Genomic DNA, 20159 nt, shown 5'->3' with positions numbered 1-20159 from the left:
CCCGCACCCCCGACGCACGCGCGGCACGCCGGGCCCGCACCCTCGGCGCACGCGCGGCTCGCCGGGCACGTCGGGCACGCGGGGCACGTCGGGCACGTCGGCCCCCGGCACGGCATGCCGGACGCCCGCTTGACCCGGCGAGCGCAAGATCCACGCAACTTCACCGAAGTTGCTGCCTCCAGGTACCTCCAAGGCAGCAACTTCACCGAAGTTGCGCGGATCTTGATGGGCTCCGGCGGACGTGACGGTGGTCTGTGTGGATGTGCCCGGCACGCGGCACGCCGGACCAGCACCTCACCCCGCCCTGCCCCGACGCGTTGATCAAGGAGTTTTGGTCAGGCCACCGCGGCATGAACGACCAAAACTTCTTGATCATCCCGCGATGCTGGGTTGCGCCTCGCGCGAACGTGGAGGTGTGGGCGTGACAAAGGTGGGCGCATCGATATGGACCGGCGAGCGCAACTCAATGATCGGTGTGGGAGGGCGGGCCGGGAGGGCGGGGGCGGGAGGCGGGGGGGCGGGAGGTACTTGGTCAACTTGGGGGGTGTGGGGGATCAGGGCGATGGTGGTGGCCAGTCGGGCTAGGTCGGCCGGTGCGGGCCGCGTTGGATGACCTCGGCGAGGAGGGTACGGGCGACGGGGCGGCTGCGGACCTCGGCGGGTGCGGTGCGGTCGGCGTCGAGTAGTGCGCGACCGGCTGCGGCCGGGTCGCCGGTGTCGAGGTAGGCGCGGGCGGCATCGGCGAGCGCAGCAGCGCGCTGTTCCGGCGGCAGCCGCCCCCACCCGTCGCCGCGCACGGCGTGTTCGTGTCGGCGTACCGCCTCGATGGTGTCGCCGAGCCGGTGGGCGGCGAGGGACCTTGCCAGCGCCACGGCGACCGGCCCGAAGCCGGTGTGGTGCGGATCGGTGCCGTCGACCTGGCGATCGGCGAGGGCAGCCGCGTGTTCGAGCAGATCGCGGGCGTTGCGTCGGTCGCCGTCACCCGCCGCCGCAAGGCCGGCTTGGAGGAACAAGCTTCCGCGTACGGTGTGGTCGTCGGTGGTGTCCGCGACCGTGAGGGCGGCGGATAGCGCGAGCCGGTGGTGCCCGAGTGCGCGGAGGGCCTCGGCCACGGCGATGGTGCCGGTCGCGGTGAGCGTCGTGCCGTGGCCGGCGGCGACCGCGCGGTCGGCGGCGAGCCAGGCGAGTTCGGGATGATCGAGCTTGACCAGCAGTGCGGCGGTGATCCGGTAGGTGGCGACCAGCAGACTCCGGGTGCCGTGGGTGGCGTCGAGCAGGCCGGGCAGGGCATTCAGCAGTTGCGGGTACCGGGCGCGCTGGTAACCCGAGCAGACCGAGACGCCCTGACGCACCGGCCTAACCGGAAGCCGACACCGCTGTGGCTGCCCGCCATCGTGCTACAAGCCGTCGCTGCGAACCGAAACCGGCGGCACGGGCGTGCTGCGTGAGCAGCTCACCGCCTGGTCAAGGTGAGTCGGCTGCCGAACGTCACGATCCAGTTGCTCCTCATCGAGCCCGGCGCGCACCTGGCGGATCAGCGGCGGCTTCGCGCACGTCGGGCCGCTCCGACAGCAACGGCCGAAAGGTCTGTCACCATCGCCGGATACCACAGGACGGGGATGCACCGCGGGTCGCGAATGGGCCGGGCCGCGGCCCGAATCTCACTTGAATGGGGACATGGGACGTGGATGTTGGACAGTTTCCGTTAGCTGCTAACGGAAACTGTCCAACATCCGCAGACGGAAGCGGTGCCGGAGAGGCGGGTCGATCAGAGCGACACGATGATGCCGATCATCGGCGGGCGGCGTAGCCGCAGCAGGCGAGCGAACCAGTTCCCGACCCGTGACATGACGTATCGGCGGGCCAACAGCTTGCGGGCAAGCGCCGTCCCGTCGTCGTCCAGCAAACGGGCCGATCCCGTCACGCTCGGCGCATCCGGCGCCACCGTCCCGCGGAACGAGCAGGGCTGCACGAGCACTTGTGGGTTCTTCCGGATCCGCTTGACCTTGCCCGAGCCCGCTTCGGTCACGATCCAGAGTTCAGCACCGCGCGGTACATGCCAGACCGGCGTGGCTACCGGAGTGCCGTCCTTACGGTAGGTGGTCAGACTGACGTACCGGCTACGGACAATGTCATCGGCCACAGTCACCGCGCCAGCATAGCGAGCGAGCGGTGCCCGGCTCGCGCCGACCAGGTCGCGAGCAACTGGCAGGTCGAGCATAGGACCGTGACTCGTCTGTGCTGTCAGCTCGACAGCACCCACGAACCCCACTCCAGGCCCCCAGAGCCGCTACCGCAGCAGCCGGCCACGTCCACATGCTGCCCATCACGCCGAAGCCGAGTTGATCAAAGGGCCGGGCCGGAGGGGTTCGTCGTTCGGTTGTCTTTCGGGTTGCTCTGGCCCAATGGGTCACGAGCGGGTACCCGGCCTCACCCGTGGGTCGGGTACCCGCTCCGAAGTGGAACGCGACCGAGGAGCGAGTGCGTGACGACGACCGACATACGCGAGTTCGACGTCATCGGCGAGCACGCCGGGGCGGCCCGACTGTTGGAACAGACGCTGTTCGAGGTGAAGCGGGTCATCGTCGGGCAGGACCGGCTGGTGGAGCGGCTGTTGACCGCGTTGCTGGCCCGGGGGCACTGCCTGCTGGAGGGGGTGCCCGGGGTGGCGAAGACGCTCGCCGCCGAGACCCTGGCCACGGCGGTGGGTGGCAGCTTCGCCCGGATCCAATTCACCCCTGACCTGGTGCCGTCGGACATTCTCGGCACCCGGATCTATCGGCCGTCGACGGAGAGCTTCGACGTGGAGCTGGGGCCGGTGATGGCCAACCTGGTGCTCACCGACGAGATCAACCGGGCTCCGGCGAAGGTGCAGTCGGCGCTGCTGGAGGTGATGGCCGAGGGGCACGTGTCGATCGGTGGGCGTACCTATCCGGTGCCGACGCCATTCCTGGTGCTGGCCACCCAGAACCCGATCGAGTCGGAGGGGGTGTACCAGCTCCCGGAGGCGCAACGTGACCGGTTCCTGATGAAGGTGGTGGTCGACTACCCGACGGACGACGAGGAGTTGGGCATCCTCTATCGGATGGGCACCAGCAGCCCGGCCGCCCGGCCGGTGTTGGACCCGGCCCGGCTGGTGGCGCTCCAGGCCCAGGCCCGGGAGGTGTTCGTCCATCATGCGCTGGCCGAGTACGTCGTACGGCTGGTGTTGGCCACCCGGGACCCGCGCCGGTTCGGGCTGGCCGACGTGGCGGAGCAGCTCGCGTACGGTGCCAGCCCTCGGGCCACGCTCGGCCTGGTCGCCGCGGCACGGGCGCTGGCCCTGCTGCGTGGTCGCGACTACGTCCTTCCCGCCGACGTCCGGGAGATCGCCGCTGACGTGCTCACCCACCGGTTGGTGCTCTCCTTCGACGCGGTCGCCGACGACGTGGACGCCGGTGAGCTGGTGCGGCGGATCGTGGAGGCGGTGCCGCCGCCGCAGATCGCGCCTGCGCAGGAGCAGCAGGGGCCCGGTCTGGGGGCGGCGGCGTGAACCAGAACGCGACGAGCATCGGGCGGCTCGCCCCGCAGCGTCGGCTGCGCCGGCTGGAGCTGACCATCACCCGCCGCCTCGACGGGCTGCTGCACGGGCAGCATCTGGGCCTGCTGCCCGGAGCGGGCAGCGAGCCGGCCGGCAGCCGGGAGTACCGGGCCGGTGAGGACGAGGTACGGCGGATGGACTGGTCGGTGACGGCGCGTACCGCGGTGCCGCACGTGCGTACCGTCGAGGCCGACCGGGAGTTGACCACCTGGACGCTCGTGGACGCGACGCCCAGCATGGACTTCGGCACCGCCGAGCTGGAGAAACGAGAGCTGGCGGTGGCGGCGGTGGCCGCCGTGGGTTTCCTCACCGCCGGCACCGGCAACCGGCTGGGCGCGCACCTGCTCGGCGACGCCGGGGTACGCCGGTTTCCCGCCCGCACCGGCCGGCACCACCTGCTCGGCCTGCTGCGGGCGCTGATGGAGGTGCCCCGGGGGCGGCCGGCGACGCAGCCGGTGCCGCTGGCCGACGCGATCGACGGTCTGCGCCGTTCCGCCGGCCGCCGGGGACTCGCCGTGGTGGTCTCCGACTTCCTCGACGGGCTGCCGGACGAGGGTGTGGCCGGCGCGGACGCACCGCCGCCGGACTGGGAACGGGCGCTGCGCCGGTTGGCCGCCCGGCACCAGGTGCTGGCGGTCGAGGTCCGCGATCCGCGTGAGCTGGAGCTGCCGGACGTCGGCCTGATCACGCTCGTCGACCCGGAGAGCGGCCGGCGGCGCGAGGTGTCCACCGGCAGTCGCCGGCTGCGCGAGCGGTACGCGGCGGCGGCTGCCGCCCAGCGGCTGGCCGTGGCCCGGGCGTTGCGCCGGGCCGGTGCGGCGCACCTGCCGTTGAGCACCGACCGGGACTGGATCGCCGACATCGTCCGACACGTCCACGCCCAACGACGGCTCGCCCGAGCCACCCGACCGGCTGGAGGTGCAGCGTGATCTGGGAATCTCCGCAACGGTTGTGGCTGCTGGTCGGGGTGGCCGCCCTGGTCGTCGGCTATCTGATCATGCAGCGACGGCACAGCCGGTACGCGGTCCGGTTCACCAACCTGCGGTTGTTGGACAAGGTGGCGCCGGCCCGGCCGGCGTGGCGGCGGCATGTGCCGGCCGGCCTGTTCATCGCCATGCTGGCCCTGCTGGTGGTGGGCTTCGCCCGACCGACCGACGAGGTACGCGTGCCGCGCGAGCGGGCCACCGTCATCGTGGCGGTGGACGTGTCCCGCTCGATGCTCGCCGACGACGTGCCGCCGGACCGGCTGATCGCGGCCAAGGACGCGGCCCGCGAGTTCGTGGCGGAACTGCCGGAGGAGTTCAACGTCGGGCTGGTGGCGTTCGCCGGCAGCGCCTCGGTGATGGTCGCCCCGGGCGGTGATCGGGAGGCGGTGACGGCCGGCATCGACCGCCTCGACGAGGGGATCACCGGTCTCCAGGGCACCGCGATCGGCGAGGCGATCCACGCCGCGCTGGAGTCGATCAGAAGTCTGGACGCGCGGGCCGCCGAGGAGCCGCCGCCGGCCCGGGTGGTGGTGCTCTCCGACGGGGCGAACACCTCCGGGCGGAGTCCGGCGACGGCCGCCGCCGACGCGGTGGAGGCGGGCGTACCCGTCGACACCATCTCGTTCGGCACCGCCGATGGTCGGATCGGTGGTGGTCAGCGGGTCCCGGTCGACGGGGAGACCCTGCGCGCCGTCGCCGAGCAGGCCGGCGGCGGCTACTACGAGGCGGGCAGCAGCGCCGAGCTGCGCGAGGCGTACGCCGACATCGGCTCGTCGGTCGGCTACCGGCTGGAGCGGCAGGACGTGTCGGCCCGGTTCATCGGCGCCGGCCTGGTGTTGGCCCTGCTGGCCGCCGCCGCCTCGATGTTCTGGTTCTCCCGCCTGCCCTGACCTTCGCCGTCGCACCAGGCCCCGCCGTCCGCACCGGGCTGCGCCGTCCGCGCCCGACCCCGCCGGCCGGATCGGGCTCCGCCGTTCGCCGTACGTCCATCCAGGAGGGACATCGCCATGCCGAGCACGATTGGGGGCCTCGGCGAGCCGCGTGGGCCGCGGTTCGTCTCCCCCACCCTTTCTCCCGAGGAGTCTCGCCCGACCGACGCACTGCCGCACGGCCCCGGACACGCCGTCGGGACCGCCGAACCGCCGGGCGGGCCGGCCGCGACGAGCGGTGACGAGCCGTCGCGCTGGCCTCGGTTGTTGCTGGTCGGGCTGACCCTGGTGGCGGTTTCGGCGGGGACCGGCGGCGCCGCCGGGCATCTCGCCGCCCGCGACGATGCGCCAGCCTCGGCGGGAGCGCCACCGGCCGGCTCGCCGGCGCCGGCCACCGGCGACCTGGTCGCCGCCGCCGACCTGGTGTTGGCCGGGGTGGTGTCGGTGCAGGTGTCCTCCGGTGGGCGGGGCGCCTCCGGATCCGGTTTCCTGATCGACGACCGGGGGCACGTGATCACCAACGATCACGTGGTGGCGCGCGGCGGCGCGGTCGACGTCGTCGGGCAGGACGGTCGGCGGCTCAGCGCCCGGTTGGTGGGCCGTGATCCGGGTACCGACATCGCTGTGTTGCGGGTCGATCCGGGCAGCGGGCTGCGTCCGCTGGCGCTGGCGCCGTCCGGGCAGACCCGGGTCGGTGAGCCGGTGCTCGCCGTTGGTTCGCCGTTGGGGCTCTCCGGTACGGTCACCGCCGGGATCGTCAGCGCGCTGGACCGGCCGGTGCGCCTCGGGGGCGGCGCCCGGCAGGCGGCGGTGCAGACCGATGCGTCGATCAACCCGGGCAACTCGGGTGGGCCGCTGGTGAACGGCCGGGGCGAGGTGGTCGGGGTCAACACCGCCATCGCGACACTGGAGGGAAGCGGCAACATCGGCATCGGCTTCGCGGTGCCGATCGAGCGCGCGGCACAGGTGGCTCAGCGACTGATCGCGAGGGGATGACGGGAACGTGCGGCTGCTCGTGGTGGAGGACGAGGAGGACCTGGCGGGCGCGCTGCGCGTCGGGCTGGTCCGGGCCGGTTACGCCGTGGACGTCGCGGGCGACGCGGCGGCGGCGTACGAACTGCTGCGGGTCAACGCGTACGACCTGATGTTGTTGGATCTCAACCTGCCCGACGTCGACGGGTTCGTGGTGTGCCGGGCGATCCGCACCGGCGAGGTGGAGGTGGCCGCCGGGTCGGATCTGCGGGTGCTGATGCTGACCGCCCGTGGTGCGCTGGGTGACCGGGTCCGTGGCCTCGACGAGGGCGCGGACGACTACCTGGTGAAGCCGTTCGCGCTGGCCGAGCTGCTGGCGCGGGTACGGGCGCTGCTACGGCGGGACACCGGCGGCACCTCGGCGGTGCTCACCGTCGGCGCGCTGACCCTGGACGTGGCGCGTCAGGAGGCGCGGCGGGGCGCCCGGCGGTTGCACCTGACCCGCAAGGAGTTCGGGGTGCTGGAGTATCTGATGACCCGCCCCGGTCAGGTGGTGCCGGCCGAGGAACTGCTGGAACACGTCTGGGACGCCAACGCGGATCCGTTCACCGAGACGGTCCGGGTCACCGTGGGTACGCTGCGTCGCAAGCTCACCGGTGACGGCGACCAGCCGCCGATCGAGACGGTCATCGGGCGTGGGTACCGGCTACGTGAGGCGGCGTGAGCGAGGTGACGGTGTGAGTGTCTTCCGGTCGATCCGGTTCCGGCTGACGGTGCTCTACTCGACGCTGCTGTTCGCGCTGGCCGGCGCGGGCCTGGTGGTGGCCTATGTGGCGGTGGACCGGGCGGTCGATCCGAAGCCGATCACGCAACGGTACGAGGCGCATCTGGTCAAGCTCAAGAGCGACGGTCGTACGGTGCCGACCGGCACCACCATCGAGGTGGCCGAGGTGCAGCAGATCGAGGACGAGGTGAACCTGCGGCTGTTGCAGACCGTTCGGGACTATTCGCTGATCGCCCTCGGCGGGCTCTTCGTGGCCAGTCTCGGCATCGGCTGGGTGCTGTCCGGCCGGGCCCTGCGACCGGTGGGCGCGATCGCCCGCACCGCGCGGGAGATCCAGGCCACCGACCTGTCCCGCCGGATCCGGCTGACCGGTCCCCGCGACGAGCTGCGCGACCTCGGCGACACGATCGACTCGATGCTGGACCGGCTCGACCATGCCTTTCGCGCGCAGCGCCAGCTCATCGACGACGCCTCACACGAGTTGCGCAGCCCGTTGGCGATCATCCGGGCCAACCTGGACGCGTCGCTGACCTCGCCGGAGGCCACCGACCAGGAGCGGGCCGCCGCCGTGGCGACGGTCGACCGGGCCACCACCCGGATGTCCCGGCTGGTCGAGGATCTGCTGGCCACCGCCCGCCGGGACGCCGACGCGATGGCCGACACCGACGTCGAGCTGAGCACCGTGGCCCAGGAGGCGGGCGAGGACTTCGCCGCGCTGGCCGCCGGGCGAGGGCTGCGCCTGCGGTACGCGCTCGGCACCGATCTCGTCCTCATCGGTGACCCGGACGCGTTGCGCCGGGCGGTGGGCAACCTGCTGTCCAACGCCGTACGACTCTCCCCGCCCGGTGGGGCGATCGAGCTGGCGACCGGGCGGGACGGCGGCTGGCTGTGGTTGGCCGTGGTGGACGAGGGACCGGGCATCGCCGAGGACGACCGGGCCCGGGTGTTCGACCGGTTCTGGCGCGGCGAGGCCGGTCGGGGCGGCTCCGGCGATCGGCGGACCGGGTTGGGCCTGGCCATCGTCCGGCAGATCGTCGAGTCGCACGGCGGGCAGGCGGTGGTCTTCTCCCACCCGGGTACGGGCAGCACGTTCGTGCTCTGGCTGCCGGCCGTCGACCGCGTCGATGACGACCCGCCGCCGACCTCCGCCCCGCGGTGACCGCCGGGTGGCGGTGATCTGTCACGCAACTGTCATCCAACCGTGCGGTCGACTCCAAGGTCCTTGCGCAAGGTGGTGATCGATCGGGACGGCGCGTCGGGTTGCCGGCCTCGACGACGAAGGAGACCGCTGTGGTGATGCCGTGGCCCTGGCCAATGCCCGACGATCACTCCTTCCGCGCGCTGTGGGACGAGCCCCAGGGCCATGACGAGGACGTCCGCATCGCCGCGCTGGTCGCCCAACGACTGAGCGCCGACTGGACCACCCGCCGGCAGCAGATCACGGTGATGGTGCAGAACCGGGTCGTGATCCTCACCGGCCTGGTCGCGGGCGCCGAGACCCGGCGGGCCGCCGGCGAGTTGGCCTGGGATGTCGAGGGTGTGTTGGACGTCTGCAACGCCCTGCGGCTCGCCGGTCACCGGCGCGGCCGCCGCTGAGTTCCGACCCGCCCGCATCGCCCGGCACCGGTGGCGCGGGCGGGTCGGACGTTATCTGCTCCAGTCGGGCCCTCGGCAGCGCGCCAGCCGGCTACCACCGCTTGTGGCACGGCTGGTCGGCGCGGGGCCGCCGGGGTCCGGAGTGTCGGGTGACTCAGGACGCGACGATGGTGGCCGCGACGCCCCGGTCGGCCAAACGGGCGAGGGCGTCCGCGCGGCTGTCGGCGACGGACAGCAGGTCGTCCAGGCGGGTGACCCGCAGGACCTGGCGGATCAGCGGCGAGGTCACCGCGACGCAGAGCCGCGCGCCCCGGTCGGCGGCGTCGTGGTGGGCGCGGACCAGCAGACCGAGGGCGGTGGAGTCGATCAGGTCCGTCCGGCCGAGGTCGACCAGCACGTGACCGCCCATGTCGGCCGCGTGCCGCAGGGCCATCCGCAGGGTGTCCCCGGTGTCGAGGTCCACGTCGCCGGCCACGGTCACCACGGTCACGCCACCGAGATGGTCGATGCCGAGGATGCCGCCGGGCAGCGCGCCGGGGGCCGGGCCGAGCCGGATGCAGTGGGCGCACCGGTGTGGCCCGTCGGCCAGCGGAGAGCCGCCCCAGCCGTGCTCGGACAGCAGGGCCCAGACCGCCTCGCCGTCGGCGCGCGGGCGGGCGCCGACGACGCTGTCACCGCAGTTGTCACAGGTCAGGGTGACCAGGTGGGCGTCCAGGACGACGGCCATGGCGGGCTCCTTCCCACGTCGTAGCGATCGGGCACCCACCCTCCACCGGCCAGGTGGCGGGCACCGCGCGGACACATGACGGTTGGGTGACGAATCGACTTCCGGCTGCTGGCGGGGTCGGATGTGTGACCGCCGGGCCGGAGCACCCCCACTGATCTGGGACGATGACTACGAGAGATGGAGCTGTGACCGTACGCGACAGGAGGGCCGAGGGATGCGGACCGGACTGCCCACCGACGAACCAGTCGGCACGCTGGAGGTCGTACACCGGTTCCGGGGGGCGATGCCGACCGGGGTGACCGTCTCGCACCGCGGCCGGATCTTCGTCAACTTTCCCCGCTGGGGCGACGAGGTGCCGGCGACCGTGGTCGAGTTGCGTCGTGGCCGCGAGGTGCCCTATCCCGACCTGCGCTGGAACTCCCCTTCCGGTAACGCCGACACGTCGGCCTTCGTGTCGGTGCAGAGCGTGGTGGTCGACCCCGCCGACCGGCTCTGGGTGCTCGACACCGGCAGCCCGATGTTCGAGCCCACCGTCCCCGGCGGGCCCAAGCTGGTACGGATCGATCTCAGCACCGACACCGTCGCACAGGTGATCACCTTCCCGCCCGAGGTGGCGCTGCCCACGTCGTACCTCAACGACGTGCGGTTCGACCTGCGCCGAGGGGCGGCAGGGCTGGCGTACGTCACCGACTCCGCCGACGGCGCCCCGAACGGGATCATCGTGGTGGACCTGGCCAGCGGCACCTCGTGGCGCCGACTGAACGACCACCCGTCCACCAAGGCGGAGCCGCTGGCGAACTTCCGTCCGGTGGTCGAGGGCCGCCCGTTCCTGGTCCGGCCGCCGCAGGGGCCGCCCCAGCCGGTGGGCGTGGGCGCGGACGGCATCGCCATCTCCGCCGACGGCTCCCGGCTGTACTACTGCGCGCTCGCCTCGCGCCGCTGGTACAGCGTCGCCACGGACGCGCTGGCCTACCCCACGGTCGGCGAGGACGAGGTGGCCGCGACCGTGCGCGACGAGGGCGACAAGGGCGGCGGCGCCGACGGGCTGGAATCCGACGACGCGGGCCGGCTCTACCTCACCAACTACGAGCACAACGCGGTGCTGCGGCGGCGCCCCGACGGCGAGTACGAGACGGTCGTCCACGATCCGCGCCTGCTGTGGCCCGACACGCTGAGCGTGGCGAGCGACCGGCACCTGTACGTCATCGCCAACCAGGTGCACCGGCAACCGCCCTTCAACCGGGGGCGGGATCTGCGGCGCAAGCCGTACGCGCTGTTCCGGACCCGGATCGACGCGGGACCGGTCCTGCTACGGCCCTGACGGCGCCCCCGTTCGGGTGGTGCGCACGCCCGCCGGGGCGGCGCCGGTGAGCGCGACCGTAGCGTCGAGGTGCCAGCGGGCCACGAGGTGAGGAGCGGGTCGGTGACCGAACCGGAGGAAGATCAGGAGAAGAGCGCGAAGGTCGACCCGGTGCTGTTCTCCCCGGACGGCGACCCGCACCACAACCCGGCGCAGGCCCCGCAACCCGACGAGCACCTGGCGGTGCACTTCTCCCACGACGGTGAGACCGAGGTCGTCGACGACGAACAGTGACGGTGCCGGCTCAGGGGCGTCGGGCACGCAGGGCGGCGGCGAGTTCGTCGTCGTACGTGGCGAGTTCCCGCCCGTCAGCGCCGTACGCCACCAGCCGGCCGTGGTTCATGGTCGCCGAACGGAACGAGAAGGTGCGTACGCCCGGATAGGCCGCCAGCAGCGCGATGGCGCGCGGCGGACCGCCGGGCGCGGAGTGGTATTCCAGGCGTTGCACCTGGTCGGAGACCACGCCGTTGACGCGTACCTTGGTCTTCTCGGTGCGGGTGTCGAAGGTGACCGGGGCTGCCGTCTGGTAGCGGGCGCACTGTGCCGCGTCCCGGCAGACGAAGAAGTAGCGCGGGTTGACCACGTCCTGCATCCGGTACGTCTTGAAGGTGGGATCCGCTCCGGCGGGCAGCGGCTGCACGGCGAAGAACGCCAGCACGCCCGCGACGGCGACGCCCACCCGCAGCCAGGCCCGCGCGGCGACCGCACGACGGTCCGGTCGGCCGGCGGCGACCGCGACGGCGCCGAAGCCGGCCAGGCACAGTGCGCACACGCCGAGCGTGCGGGCGTTCTCCAGCAGGAACTGCACCCCGGGCCGCATCGAGATCGGCCCGAGTGCCACCCCCAGCGAGAGCACCATGGTCACCAGCAGCGCGGCGCCGGCCACCCGCTGGGCCACCCCGGCGGCACCGACCAGCAGCATCGCCGCCAGCACCGACCACACCTGGTGGTGGGTCCAGGAGACCGGGGAGGCGACCACGGTGGCGCAGCCGACGAGCACCGCGGCATGGCCGGGTCGACCCTGGCCGGCCAGTTGCCGCGCCCGCAGCAACGCCACCGCGCAGATGCCGGCCACCAGCGCCGCCCAGATCACCGGCAGGGTGCCCTGGTCCACGCCCAGGCGCAGCAGCATGCCGTGCACGGACTGGTTGCCCAGCGACGCCAGGTTGCCGATCCGGGAGGTCTGCGCCACCGTGCCCGCCCAGTAGGTGAGGCTCTCCTGCGGCAGCACGAGCAGGGCCAGGGCGGCGCAGCCGGCGAAGGTGGCCAGCGCGCGGGCGGCGTCCCGGTACCGGCCGCACACCAGGAAGTACGCCACGAACAACAGCGGGGTGAGTTTGATCGCCGCCGCCACGCCGACCAGCACTCCCCGGGCGCGCGACGGTCGGCCGATGGCGTCGAGCAACGCCATCAGCACGATGAAGATGCTCACCTGGCCGAAGCGCAGGTTGCTCTGCACCGGGGCGGAGAGCATCAGCACGGCGGCCACCGCTGGGACCGCCAGCCGCCGGCCGGGAACCCCGGTGGCGAGGGTAAGGCCGACCGGCACGGCGATGGCGATGGCGGCCAGGCAGGTCGCCGCCAACCAGATCGCCTCGGCCACGCCGAGCGGTAGGGCGGTGATCGGCCAGAGCACCAGGGCGGCGAACGGCGGGTAGGTGAACGGCCCGCCGTTGGCCGCCGCGTACTCGTAGAGGGGTCGGCCGGCCCGCAGGTCGGCCAGCGCGCCGTAGTAGATGTGCAGGTCCGACAGGCGGTCCGGGCGTCTCAACACGAGCGCGACGGACACCAGGGCGGTCAGCGTGAACGCGGCCCAGAGCAGTACGACCCGTCGGTCCCGCATGGACCGAGGATAGGGGAACCGGCCGGTGCCGGCTGCCCCCCGCGACGCGGGTCGGCGGCTTGTCACCGCGGCCCTCCGACACTGATAATCATCGATGTTCCTGAGCCGGACGAGATCGGGCACCGGGCAGCCCTCGATCGGAACACCGCCCTGTCCACTCCCGTCCCGAGGGAGCACGCTCCATGAAGAAGGCGATCAAACTGTGCTGGGCCGCCGTGGCGGCCGTCGCACTCGCGGCGCTGGCCGCGCTGTCGGTGCCGGCCCCGGCGTCGGCGGCGACGCTGACCGAGGTGACGAACTTCGGCACCAACCCCAGCAACCTACGCATGTACCTCTACGTACCGGATCGGGTCGCACCCCGGCCGGGGTTGCTGGTCGCACTGCACTACTGCACCGGCACCGGCCCGGCCCTGCACTCCGGTACCCAGTTCGCGGCCCTGGCCGACCGGTACGGCTACCTCGTGGTCTACCCGTCGGTGACCCGCAGCAGCCAGTGCTTCGACGTCTCCTCGCCACAGGCACTGCGTCGTGGCGGCGGCAGCGACCCGGTGGGCATCATGTCGATGGTCGATCATGTCCGGGCCCGCTACTCCGTCGACCCGGCCCGGATCTTCGCCACCGGTGTGTCGTCCGGGGCGATGATGACCAACGTGATGCTCGGGCTCTACCCCGACGTCTTCGCCGCCGGCGCCGCCTTCTCGGGCGTACCGTTCGGCTGCTTCGCCACCACCAACGGCTCGGAGTGGAACAGCGAGTGCGCCAACGGGCAGCTTGTGCGTACCCCGCAGCAGTGGGGTGACCTGGTCCGTAACGCGTACCCGGGTTACTCCGGCCCGCGCCCCCGGATGCAGACCTGGCACGGCACCAACGACGACGTGCTGCGCTATCCGAACTTCGGCGAGCAGGTCAAGCAGTGGACCAACGTGCACGGCCTGAGCCAGACCCCCACCTTCACCGACAGCCCGCAGGCCGGCTACACCCGCACCCGTTACGGCGGCTCCGGCGGGCAGGCGCCGGTCGAGGCGATCAGCATGCAGGGTGTCTCGCACAACCTGCCGGTCGACGCCGCCCAGGCCATCCGCTTCTTCGGCCTGGACAGCACGGCACCGACCAGCCCGCCGCCGACGCCCACCCCGACGGCGACGCCCACCCCCACCGCCCCGCCGACCCCGACGCTGCCGCCGGGCACGGGCTGCCGGGTCGGGTACGTGGTGAACGCCTGGAACACCGGGCTGACCGCCTCGCTGACCATCACCAACACCGGCGCCACGGCCGTCAACGGCTGGAGTCTCGCCTTCACGCTGCCCGCCGGGCAGACCATCACCAGCGGCTGGAACGCGACGTACTCCCCGACCTCCGGCGCGGTGACCGCACGTAACGTCTCCTACAACGGCAGCATCGCGCCGAACGCCTCGACCAGCATCGGGTTCCAGGCCAACCACACCGGCAACACCGCCAGACCGGCCTCGTTCACCCTCAACGGCACCCCCTGCTCGATCGCCTGACCGGGACCGCGCCGGCTGAGCCGGCGTACCCGGTGCCGGTGCTCGCGTGGCTGCGTGCCGCGCGGGCACCGGCACGGTTCCCCGGCCCCGGACGCCCGCCGCCGTGAGGGCCGAGGCCGCGCGGCCTGCCTGCCGCGCCGGCCTGCCGCCGCGCGGGGTCGACGCCGCGCGGGGTTGACGCCGCGCGGGGTCGGCGTCGCGCGGTCGGCGTCTGACTCTGCCGGTCGGGGCAAGCGCTTGCCCCGACCACTCCACCACCTGATCCAGGTACCGAGAGGAAGCTCGCATGCTGTCCAGCACGACGCCACGAAGAACTCGCCGCTGGCTGGTTGCCGGCACCACGCTGACCCTGCTCGCCGCCGGTGCGACGGTCGCCGCGCCGGCGGCGCAGGCCGCCACCGTCGACCCGGCTGCCACGTACGTCTTCGTCAACCGGCACAGCGGCAAGGCGATGGACCTGTGGAACTGGTCCACTGCCGACCACGCCCCGATCAACCAGTTCACCCGCAACGACACCGCCGCGCAGCAGTGGCGCTTCGTCGACGTCGGCGGGGGCTACTACCAGATCCGCTCGGTGCACAGCGGCAAGGTCCTCGAACTGCCGAACGCCACCGACGGCGTACAGCTCGTGCAGAACGCCGCGACCAGCGGCAACACCCGCCAGCACTTCCGGCTCGCCGACTCCGACGGCGGCCACGTCCGGTTCGTCAACCGGCACTCCAACAAGGCGCTCGACCTGTGGGGCTGGTCCACCGCCGACGGCGCGATGATCTCGCAGTACCAGGACCTCAACGGCGCGAACCAGCAGTGGCGGCTGGTCGCCCTCGGCGGTGCCAGCGGTTGCGGCGGCGGCACGTTCCACGCCGAGGCGGTGTGGGGCGGCGGCACCTGGACCGCCCGCAACGGCAGCCGCACGGTGTACACCGGCGGCGACATGCGCGCGGCCGTGCAGGCCGCGGTGGACAGCCTCGCCGCCGGCCGGACCAGCAAGCAGCGGGTCGTCGTCCGCGGCTCCGGTTCCATCAGCGCGGGATCCCGCATCTCACTGCCCAGCTACACCACGATCGACGTGTGCGGCACCATCAACGTGACCGGCACCGGCAGCGGTGACCAGGCGCCGATCTACTCGCGCGGCACGACCCAGGTCGAGGTGCAGAATCTCAGCGTCACCGGCTCGCCCCTGTACGGCGTCTTCCTGCGCAACGTTACCAACGTCGTACTCGGCCAACTCGACCTGCGACTCTCCGGCGGGCTGGGGATACGGATCGACAACCGGGGCGACACCAGTCAGTGGAGCCGCAACGTCCGGATCGACAACGTGTACGTCTCCGGGGCCGGCAGCCACGGGGTGGAGACCTACGGCGTGGACGGGCTGACCGTCGGCAACGTCACCGCGCGCAACGTGGGTGGATCGGGGCTGCTGCTCAACGAGACCATCAACGCCACGGTGACCACGGTCGACGCCGAGAACGCCGGGACCGGCACCGGGTACGCGGCGTTCCGGATCGCCAACCGGGCCGGCCGGGTCGGCTCCGGCTACCCGACCAACATCCGGGTCGGAACCGTACGGGCGCGCGGCGGTGGCCGGGGAATCTTCTGCGTCTCGGAGTCCGGTGGTCTGGCGGTCAACCGGGTCGACCTCGCCAACACCGGCAACAACGCCATCCTCATCGAGAACTGCGCCGGGGTGGACATCGCCGCCGGGGGCGGCACGATCAGCGGCGGCGGCGAGGTGCGGCTGGCCGCGCGTACCGAGTTCCCCGGCAACCGGGACATCGCGCTGCGCAACTTCACCCTGGTCAACAGCCGGATCCTGGAGAGCCCCTGCACGACCAACCTGACCATCAGCGGCGTGGTGCTGAGCAACTCGACGATCAGCCGCTGCTGAGCGGTCCGCCGCGTTAACAGGGGCCCCTTCCTATGCACGAGGCGTTAGGAAGGGGCCCTTCCTTTCAAATCAGCTGGCGGTGCAGGTGGGGGTGGCGGTGGGGCCGACACCGTTGCCCTGGAACCCGAACTCGGTCGTGGTTCCGGGGTTGACGCTGCCGTTGTAGCTGACGTTGCGGAACGTCACGTTGCCGCTGCTGCCACTGGCCTGGGCGTTCCAGGTGTTGGTCACCGTGCTGCCGCCCGGTATCGCGATCGCCACCGACCAGCCGTTGAGCCTGGTGGAGCCGGCGGTGACGCGGACGGTGGCGACGAACCCACCGGTCCAGGAGTTCAGCGAGATGGACGCGGTGCAGCCGGCACCGCCGGGCGGCGGAGTGGTGGGCGGCGGAGTGGTCGGCGGCGGAGTGGTGGGCGGCGGGGTCGTCGGCGGCGGAGTGGTGGGCGGCGGGGTGGTGCCACCGGCGTTCAGCGCCTCCAGGGTGGCGTTGTAGGCCGGCTTCTTGTTGCCGCTGCCGTCGAAGAGCAGCGGGGTGCCGCCGGAGCGCCACGAGTCGGTGTCGCGGATCCCCCACACGGTGATGCCGGTGCAGCGGGCGACCGCGAGGCAGTCGGTGACCACCCGGCGGTACGTCTCGGCCTGCGCGGTGCCGGAGCCCTCGATGTCCAGCTCGGTGATCTGCACGTCCACCCCGAGGGCGGCGAAGCTGGACAGCGTGGTGCGGTAGTTGCTCGGGTACGGCGAGTTGGGGTTGAAGTGCGACTGGAGGCCGACGCAGTCGATCGGCACGCCGCGCTGCTTGAAGTCCTGCACCAGCCGGTAGACGGCCTGGGTCTTGGCGTGGGTCCAGTCGTCGGTGTTGTAGTCGTTGTAGCAGAGCTTGGCGCCCGGGTCGGCGGCGCGGGCCGCGCGGAAGGCCGCCTCGATCCAGTCGTTGCCGGTGCGCTGGAGGTTGGAGTCGCGCCGGGCGCCGCTGCTGCCGTCGGCGAACGCCTCGTTCACCACGTCCCAGGAGTGGATCTTGCCACGGTAGTAGCTGGCGACCCGGGTGACGTGGTTGAGCATCGCGTTGCGCAGCGCGGTGCCGGACATGTTCTGCATCCAGCCGGGCTGCTGGGAGTGCCAGGCCAGGGTGTGGCCGCGTACCGACATGCCGCGCGAGGTGGCGTGGTTGACGATCCGGTCCGCGTTGGTGAAGTTGAAGACGCCCTGCTGCGGCTCGGTCGCGTCGATCTTCATCTCGTTCTCGGGGGTGACCGAGTTGAATTCGCGGTTGAGGATGCCGACGTAGGTGGAGTCGGAGAGCTTGTTCGCCGCCACCGCGGCTCCGAAGTAGCGGCCCTTCTCCGCCGCAGAGGCACCCAGGGTGGTCGCTGCGCTGGCGCTGGAGGCCACCACCACGCTGGTGGCGACGAGGGCGAGACCGACCACGGCCGAGACCAGCGCGGTGCGCGATCGCAGTCGGGTCGCCGGGCGCCCGCTGGCGCGGGCGAAGGCGTTGTTCATGGCATGAGCCTTTCGACGAAGCCGTGCTGATGGGAGCCGGCCCCGACTACTGCCCAACACGGCGACCCTTCCGTCGCCCGCGCGGTCGCCCGGATGCCGCGCGGGCCGGCGCACTCAGCCGGCCACCATGAGTAGATCGAGGCTGTTCTATCGAAAACAGTATCGAAACACATCCGTAAGCTCAACGTGCCCGACTGTCTTCTGTGGACCGAGGCGGACTCAGCCGCACCGGCCTCGATCCGCAGTAAACCACAGCCGACAGCTCAGTTGACCCGGACCGCAGCGACCGGAAGTTTCGGTCCCGGCCCCGCCGACAGATCAGCCGGTGATCGTCGCCCCGGCCGGCCGAGGTGCGTCGGTCGGCGCACCGAGCAGCCCGGCGAGCCAACCCAGCTGACGTCGTACGTGGACCGCGTCGCCGTGCTCGTGACCGTTGAACGGGTAGACGTGCACCGTCCGCGCCGGTATCGGTCCCCCACTGGCGACACCGTACTGGTTGAAGGCGGCGAACCCGGTGCTCGGTGGGCAGACCATGTCGCGCAGCCCGATGCCGAGATGCACCGGGGCGTTGGCCCGCCGGGCGAAGTGCACCGCGTCGACGTACGAGAGGGTGTGTCGTACCGCCGCCTCGGCCTCCCGGTTGACCGCGAGATAGTTGACGATCTCGCCGTACACGCCGACGTCGGTGATCTCGATGGCGCGCTGGATGTGGCAGAGGAACGGCGCGGTGGCGACGACGGCGGCGAGATCCGGCACCAGCCCGGCGACCGCGAGGGCCAGCCCGCCGCCCTGGCTGTTGCCGGCGACGACCACCCGCCGGGGATCGACCGCCGGTAGGGCCCGGGCCGCCTGGACGGCCCGTACCGCGTCGGTGATGAGGCGACGGTAGTAGTACCCCTCCGGCGAGAGGATGCCACGGGTGACCGGCGAGGGCCCACCCGGCGCGCTGCCGTGCGGGTCGGCCGTGTCGCCCACGCCGTACTGGCCGGACTGGCCCCGGGCGTCCACCAGCAGGTGTGCGTACCCGGCCACGGGCCAGGTCAGCCGTTCGTGCGGCAGGCCCCGGCCGCGACCGTAGCCGACGTACTCGACCACCACCGGCAACGGGTCGGCCACCCCGGCCGGCCGGGTGTACCAGGCCCGGACCGGGTCACCGGCGAACCCGGCGAAGGTCACGTCCCAGGTGTCGAGCAGGCGCAGGTCGGTCGGCTCGGGACGCACGTCGACCAGCACCGGCACGGCTGCCGCCGCGCCCAGTGTGGTACGCCAGAAGGCGTCGAAGTCGCCGGGTTCGGCCACCGTGGGGGCGTACTGCCGAAGCTGGTCCAGGGGCAGGTCGAACAGGGGCATGCGCTCCTCGCACCTTCTCTGCTCAGCGCCGCCGGGGCGGGGCGGTGCTCTCGCGTACCACCAGTTCGGCGACCAGGTCGATCCGGCTGGTGGGTAGGGCGACGCCACGCGCGAGGTCGAGCAGCATCTGGGTCGCCGTGCCGGCCATGTCCCGCAACGGCTGGTGCACCGTGGTCAACGCCGGGCCGATCCAGGCGGAGACCGGCAGGTTGTCGTAGCCGACCACGGACACGTCGGCTGGTACGTCCAGACCGAGCTGCCGGGCGGCCCGGAGCACCCCCATCGCCTGCAGGTCGGAACCGGCGAAGACGGCGGTCGGCCGGTCCGGGCGACTCAGCAACTCGATGCCGTGGGTGTAGCCGGCGTCGAGGTGGAAGTTTCCCGAGCGGACCAGGTGGGGATCGACCGGCACGCCGAGTTCCTCGTGGGCGCAGCGGTAGCCCGCGGTGCGGGCCCGGGCGCAGAGCACGTCCTGCGGCCCGGAGACGATCGCGATCCGGCGGTGGCCGAGATCCAACAGGTGCCGGGTGGCGAGCAGGCCACCATTCCAGTTGTTCGACCCGACGGTCGGACCCGAGGCCGCGCTCGCGCTGTCGGTGTCGACCACCACGACCGGGATGGCCTGTCGGCGCAGTTGCCGCCGCTGCTGGTCGGTCAGGTTGCACATCACCAGCAGCACGCCGAGTGGCCGCCGGGCGATCATCGCGTCCACCCAGGGCTGCGGCGGTCGGCGCGCACCGTCGAGCTGCGAGAGCACCACGTTCAGTCCGTCGGCCGTGGTGACCGCCTCGACCCCGCGAATGATCTCCAGCGCCCACTCCGAGCCGAACTCGTGGAACACCAGGTCGATCTGGCCGTCGCCGGCCGTACGCCGGGTCCGGCGGCGGTAGCGGTGCCGCTCCAGGCTGGCCTCGACCCGGGCCCGGGTGGCGGCCGCGACGTCCGACCGGCCGTTGAGGACCTTGGACACCGTCGCCGAGGAGACGCCGACCTCCTGCGCGATGGTCGCGATCGTCGTGGCGCCGAGCTCCGCCGGCGAGCGGTTCCCAGTCATCGGCTCCTCTGTAACCGGCCCGAAAATTTCGGGATCTCAACTGCACCGCAACCGATCGCCGATGACGTCGGTCGATGAC

The 20159-nt window shown here is 72.2% G+C and carries 18 protein-coding genes; 11 read left to right on the top strand and 7 right to left on the bottom strand.

Features of this window, described 5'->3' with window-relative positions:
- Positions 1-581: 581 nt before the first annotated feature.
- A complete protein-coding gene (locus E0H26_RS09000) occupies positions 582-1352 on the bottom strand; it encodes a hypothetical protein (RefSeq protein ID WP_131303085.1) in 771 nt (256 codons plus the stop codon).
- Positions 1353-1768: 416 nt separating this feature from the next.
- Positions 1769-2221: a PPOX class F420-dependent oxidoreductase gene (locus tag E0H26_RS08995; RefSeq protein WP_131303084.1), complete on the bottom strand. Its 453-nt coding sequence runs from the start codon at positions 2219-2221 to the stop codon at positions 1769-1771.
- A 279-nt stretch (positions 2222-2500) separates the two neighbouring features.
- On the opposite strand from E0H26_RS08995, the gene E0H26_RS08990 reads away from it, so the two are divergent.
- From E0H26_RS08990 to E0H26_RS08960, 7 genes are all read left to right on the top strand, one after another.
- Entirely contained in the window at positions 2501-3532 is a 1032-nt protein-coding gene (locus tag E0H26_RS08990) for an AAA family ATPase (RefSeq protein WP_420812810.1), read from the top strand.
- Positions 3529-4509 (top strand): DUF58 domain-containing protein, encoded by a 981-nt coding sequence (locus E0H26_RS08985; RefSeq protein ID WP_131303082.1) that lies wholly within the window; start codon positions 3529-3531, stop codon positions 4507-4509. The genes E0H26_RS08990 and E0H26_RS08985 overlap by 4 nt, the downstream gene beginning before the upstream one ends.
- On the top strand, positions 4506-5456 hold the full coding sequence (locus E0H26_RS08980) for a VWA domain-containing protein (RefSeq protein WP_131303081.1): 951 nt from the start codon (positions 4506-4508) through the stop codon (positions 5454-5456). Before E0H26_RS08985 ends, E0H26_RS08980 begins: the two co-directional genes overlap by 4 nt.
- Positions 5457-5573: 117 nt before the next feature.
- Complete coding sequence (locus E0H26_RS08975) at positions 5574-6491, top strand: S1C family serine protease (RefSeq protein ID WP_131303080.1); 918 nt, start codon at positions 5574-5576, stop codon at positions 6489-6491.
- Positions 6492-6498: 7 nt separating this feature from the next.
- Positions 6499-7191, top strand: coding sequence for a response regulator transcription factor (locus E0H26_RS08970; RefSeq protein WP_165521791.1), 693 nt, complete (start codon positions 6499-6501; stop codon positions 7189-7191).
- A gap of 13 nt (positions 7192-7204) precedes the next feature.
- Complete coding sequence (locus E0H26_RS08965; RefSeq protein WP_131303079.1) at positions 7205-8410, top strand: sensor histidine kinase; 1206 nt, start codon at positions 7205-7207, stop codon at positions 8408-8410.
- Positions 8411-8547: 137 nt separating this feature from the next.
- Positions 8548-8847 carry a BON domain-containing protein gene (locus E0H26_RS08960; protein WP_131303196.1) on the top strand — a complete coding sequence of 100 codons (300 nt, stop codon included), beginning with the start codon at positions 8548-8550 and terminating at the stop codon, positions 8845-8847.
- A gap of 154 nt (positions 8848-9001) precedes the next feature.
- Here the strand turns inward: E0H26_RS08960 and E0H26_RS08955 are convergent, their stop codons facing one another.
- Positions 9002-9574, bottom strand: a complete 573-nt coding sequence (locus E0H26_RS08955; protein ID WP_131303078.1) for an STAS domain-containing protein — start codon at positions 9572-9574, stop codon at positions 9002-9004.
- Between the two features lie 214 nt (positions 9575-9788).
- Between E0H26_RS08955 and E0H26_RS08950 the strand changes: the two genes are divergently transcribed.
- A complete protein-coding gene (locus tag E0H26_RS08950; protein WP_131303077.1) occupies positions 9789-10895 on the top strand; it encodes an L-dopachrome tautomerase-related protein in 1107 nt (368 codons plus the stop codon).
- A 102-nt stretch (positions 10896-10997) separates the two neighbouring features.
- Entirely contained in the window at positions 10998-11168 is a 171-nt protein-coding gene (locus E0H26_RS29195) for a hypothetical protein (protein WP_165521790.1), read from the top strand.
- Between the two features lie 10 nt (positions 11169-11178).
- Here E0H26_RS29195 and E0H26_RS08945 read toward each other — a convergent pair whose 3' ends face one another.
- The gene (locus tag E0H26_RS08945; protein WP_131303076.1) at positions 11179-12777 is read right to left on the bottom strand and encodes a glycosyltransferase 87 family protein; all 1599 of its coding nucleotides are present in this window, start codon (positions 12775-12777) and stop codon (positions 11179-11181) included.
- 182 nt (positions 12778-12959) lie between these two features.
- Between E0H26_RS08945 and E0H26_RS08940 the strand changes: the two genes are divergently transcribed.
- Entirely contained in the window at positions 12960-14282 is a 1323-nt protein-coding gene (locus E0H26_RS08940; protein ID WP_131303075.1) for an extracellular catalytic domain type 1 short-chain-length polyhydroxyalkanoate depolymerase, read from the top strand.
- A 286-nt stretch (positions 14283-14568) separates the two neighbouring features.
- A complete protein-coding gene (locus tag E0H26_RS08935; RefSeq protein WP_131303074.1) occupies positions 14569-16170 on the top strand; it encodes an RICIN domain-containing protein in 1602 nt (533 codons plus the stop codon).
- Positions 16171-16239: 69 nt separating this feature from the next.
- Here the strand turns inward: E0H26_RS08935 and E0H26_RS08930 are convergent, their stop codons facing one another.
- The 3 genes from E0H26_RS08930 to E0H26_RS08920 all read right to left on the bottom strand — a co-directional run bounded on the left by E0H26_RS08930 (position 16240) and on the right by E0H26_RS08920 (position 20080).
- Positions 16240-17676 (bottom strand): glycoside hydrolase family 10 protein, encoded by a 1437-nt coding sequence (locus tag E0H26_RS08930; RefSeq protein WP_131303073.1) that lies wholly within the window; start codon positions 17674-17676, stop codon positions 16240-16242.
- Between the two features lie 318 nt (positions 17677-17994).
- On the bottom strand, positions 17995-19026 hold the full coding sequence (locus E0H26_RS08925; protein ID WP_131303072.1) for an acetylxylan esterase: 1032 nt from the start codon (positions 19024-19026) through the stop codon (positions 17995-17997).
- 22 nt (positions 19027-19048) lie between these two features.
- Positions 19049-20080: a LacI family DNA-binding transcriptional regulator gene (locus tag E0H26_RS08920; RefSeq protein WP_131303071.1), complete on the bottom strand. Its 1032-nt coding sequence runs from the start codon at positions 20078-20080 to the stop codon at positions 19049-19051.
- Positions 20081-20159 lie beyond the last annotated feature (79 nt).

Origin of the sequence: Micromonospora zingiberis (genome assembly GCF_004331455.1) — a bacterium.
Lineage (GTDB): Bacteria > Actinomycetota > Actinomycetes > Mycobacteriales > Micromonosporaceae > Micromonospora > Micromonospora zingiberis.
Note: the sequence above shows the minus strand (reverse complement) of the source record. Positions and strands in the feature narration are given on the sequence as shown.

Coding starts and splice junctions, on each gene's coding strand:
- E0H26_RS08995 (WP_131303084.1), bottom strand. CDS start 2,221: ATGCTCGACCTGCCAGTTGCTCGCGACCTGGTCGGCGCGAGCCGGGCA.
- E0H26_RS08975 (WP_131303080.1), top strand. CDS start 5,574: ATGCCGAGCACGATTGGGGGCCTCGGCGAGCCGCGTGGGCCGCGGTTC.
- E0H26_RS08960 (WP_131303196.1), top strand. CDS start 8,548: ATGCCGTGGCCCTGGCCAATGCCCGACGATCACTCCTTCCGCGCGCTG.
- E0H26_RS08955 (WP_131303078.1), bottom strand. CDS start 9,574: ATGGCCGTCGTCCTGGACGCCCACCTGGTCACCCTGACCTGTGACAAC.
- E0H26_RS08950 (WP_131303077.1), top strand. CDS start 9,789: ATGCGGACCGGACTGCCCACCGACGAACCAGTCGGCACGCTGGAGGTC.
- E0H26_RS08945 (WP_131303076.1), bottom strand. CDS start 12,777: ATGCGGGACCGACGGGTCGTACTGCTCTGGGCCGCGTTCACGCTGACC.
- E0H26_RS08940 (WP_131303075.1), top strand. CDS start 12,960: ATGAAGAAGGCGATCAAACTGTGCTGGGCCGCCGTGGCGGCCGTCGCA.
- E0H26_RS08935 (WP_131303074.1), top strand. CDS start 14,569: ATGCTGTCCAGCACGACGCCACGAAGAACTCGCCGCTGGCTGGTTGCC.
- E0H26_RS08930 (WP_131303073.1), bottom strand. CDS start 17,676: ATGAACAACGCCTTCGCCCGCGCCAGCGGGCGCCCGGCGACCCGACTG.
- E0H26_RS08925 (WP_131303072.1), bottom strand. CDS start 19,026: ATGCCCCTGTTCGACCTGCCCCTGGACCAGCTTCGGCAGTACGCCCCC.
- E0H26_RS08920 (WP_131303071.1), bottom strand. CDS start 20,080: ATGACTGGGAACCGCTCGCCGGCGGAGCTCGGCGCCACGACGATCGCG.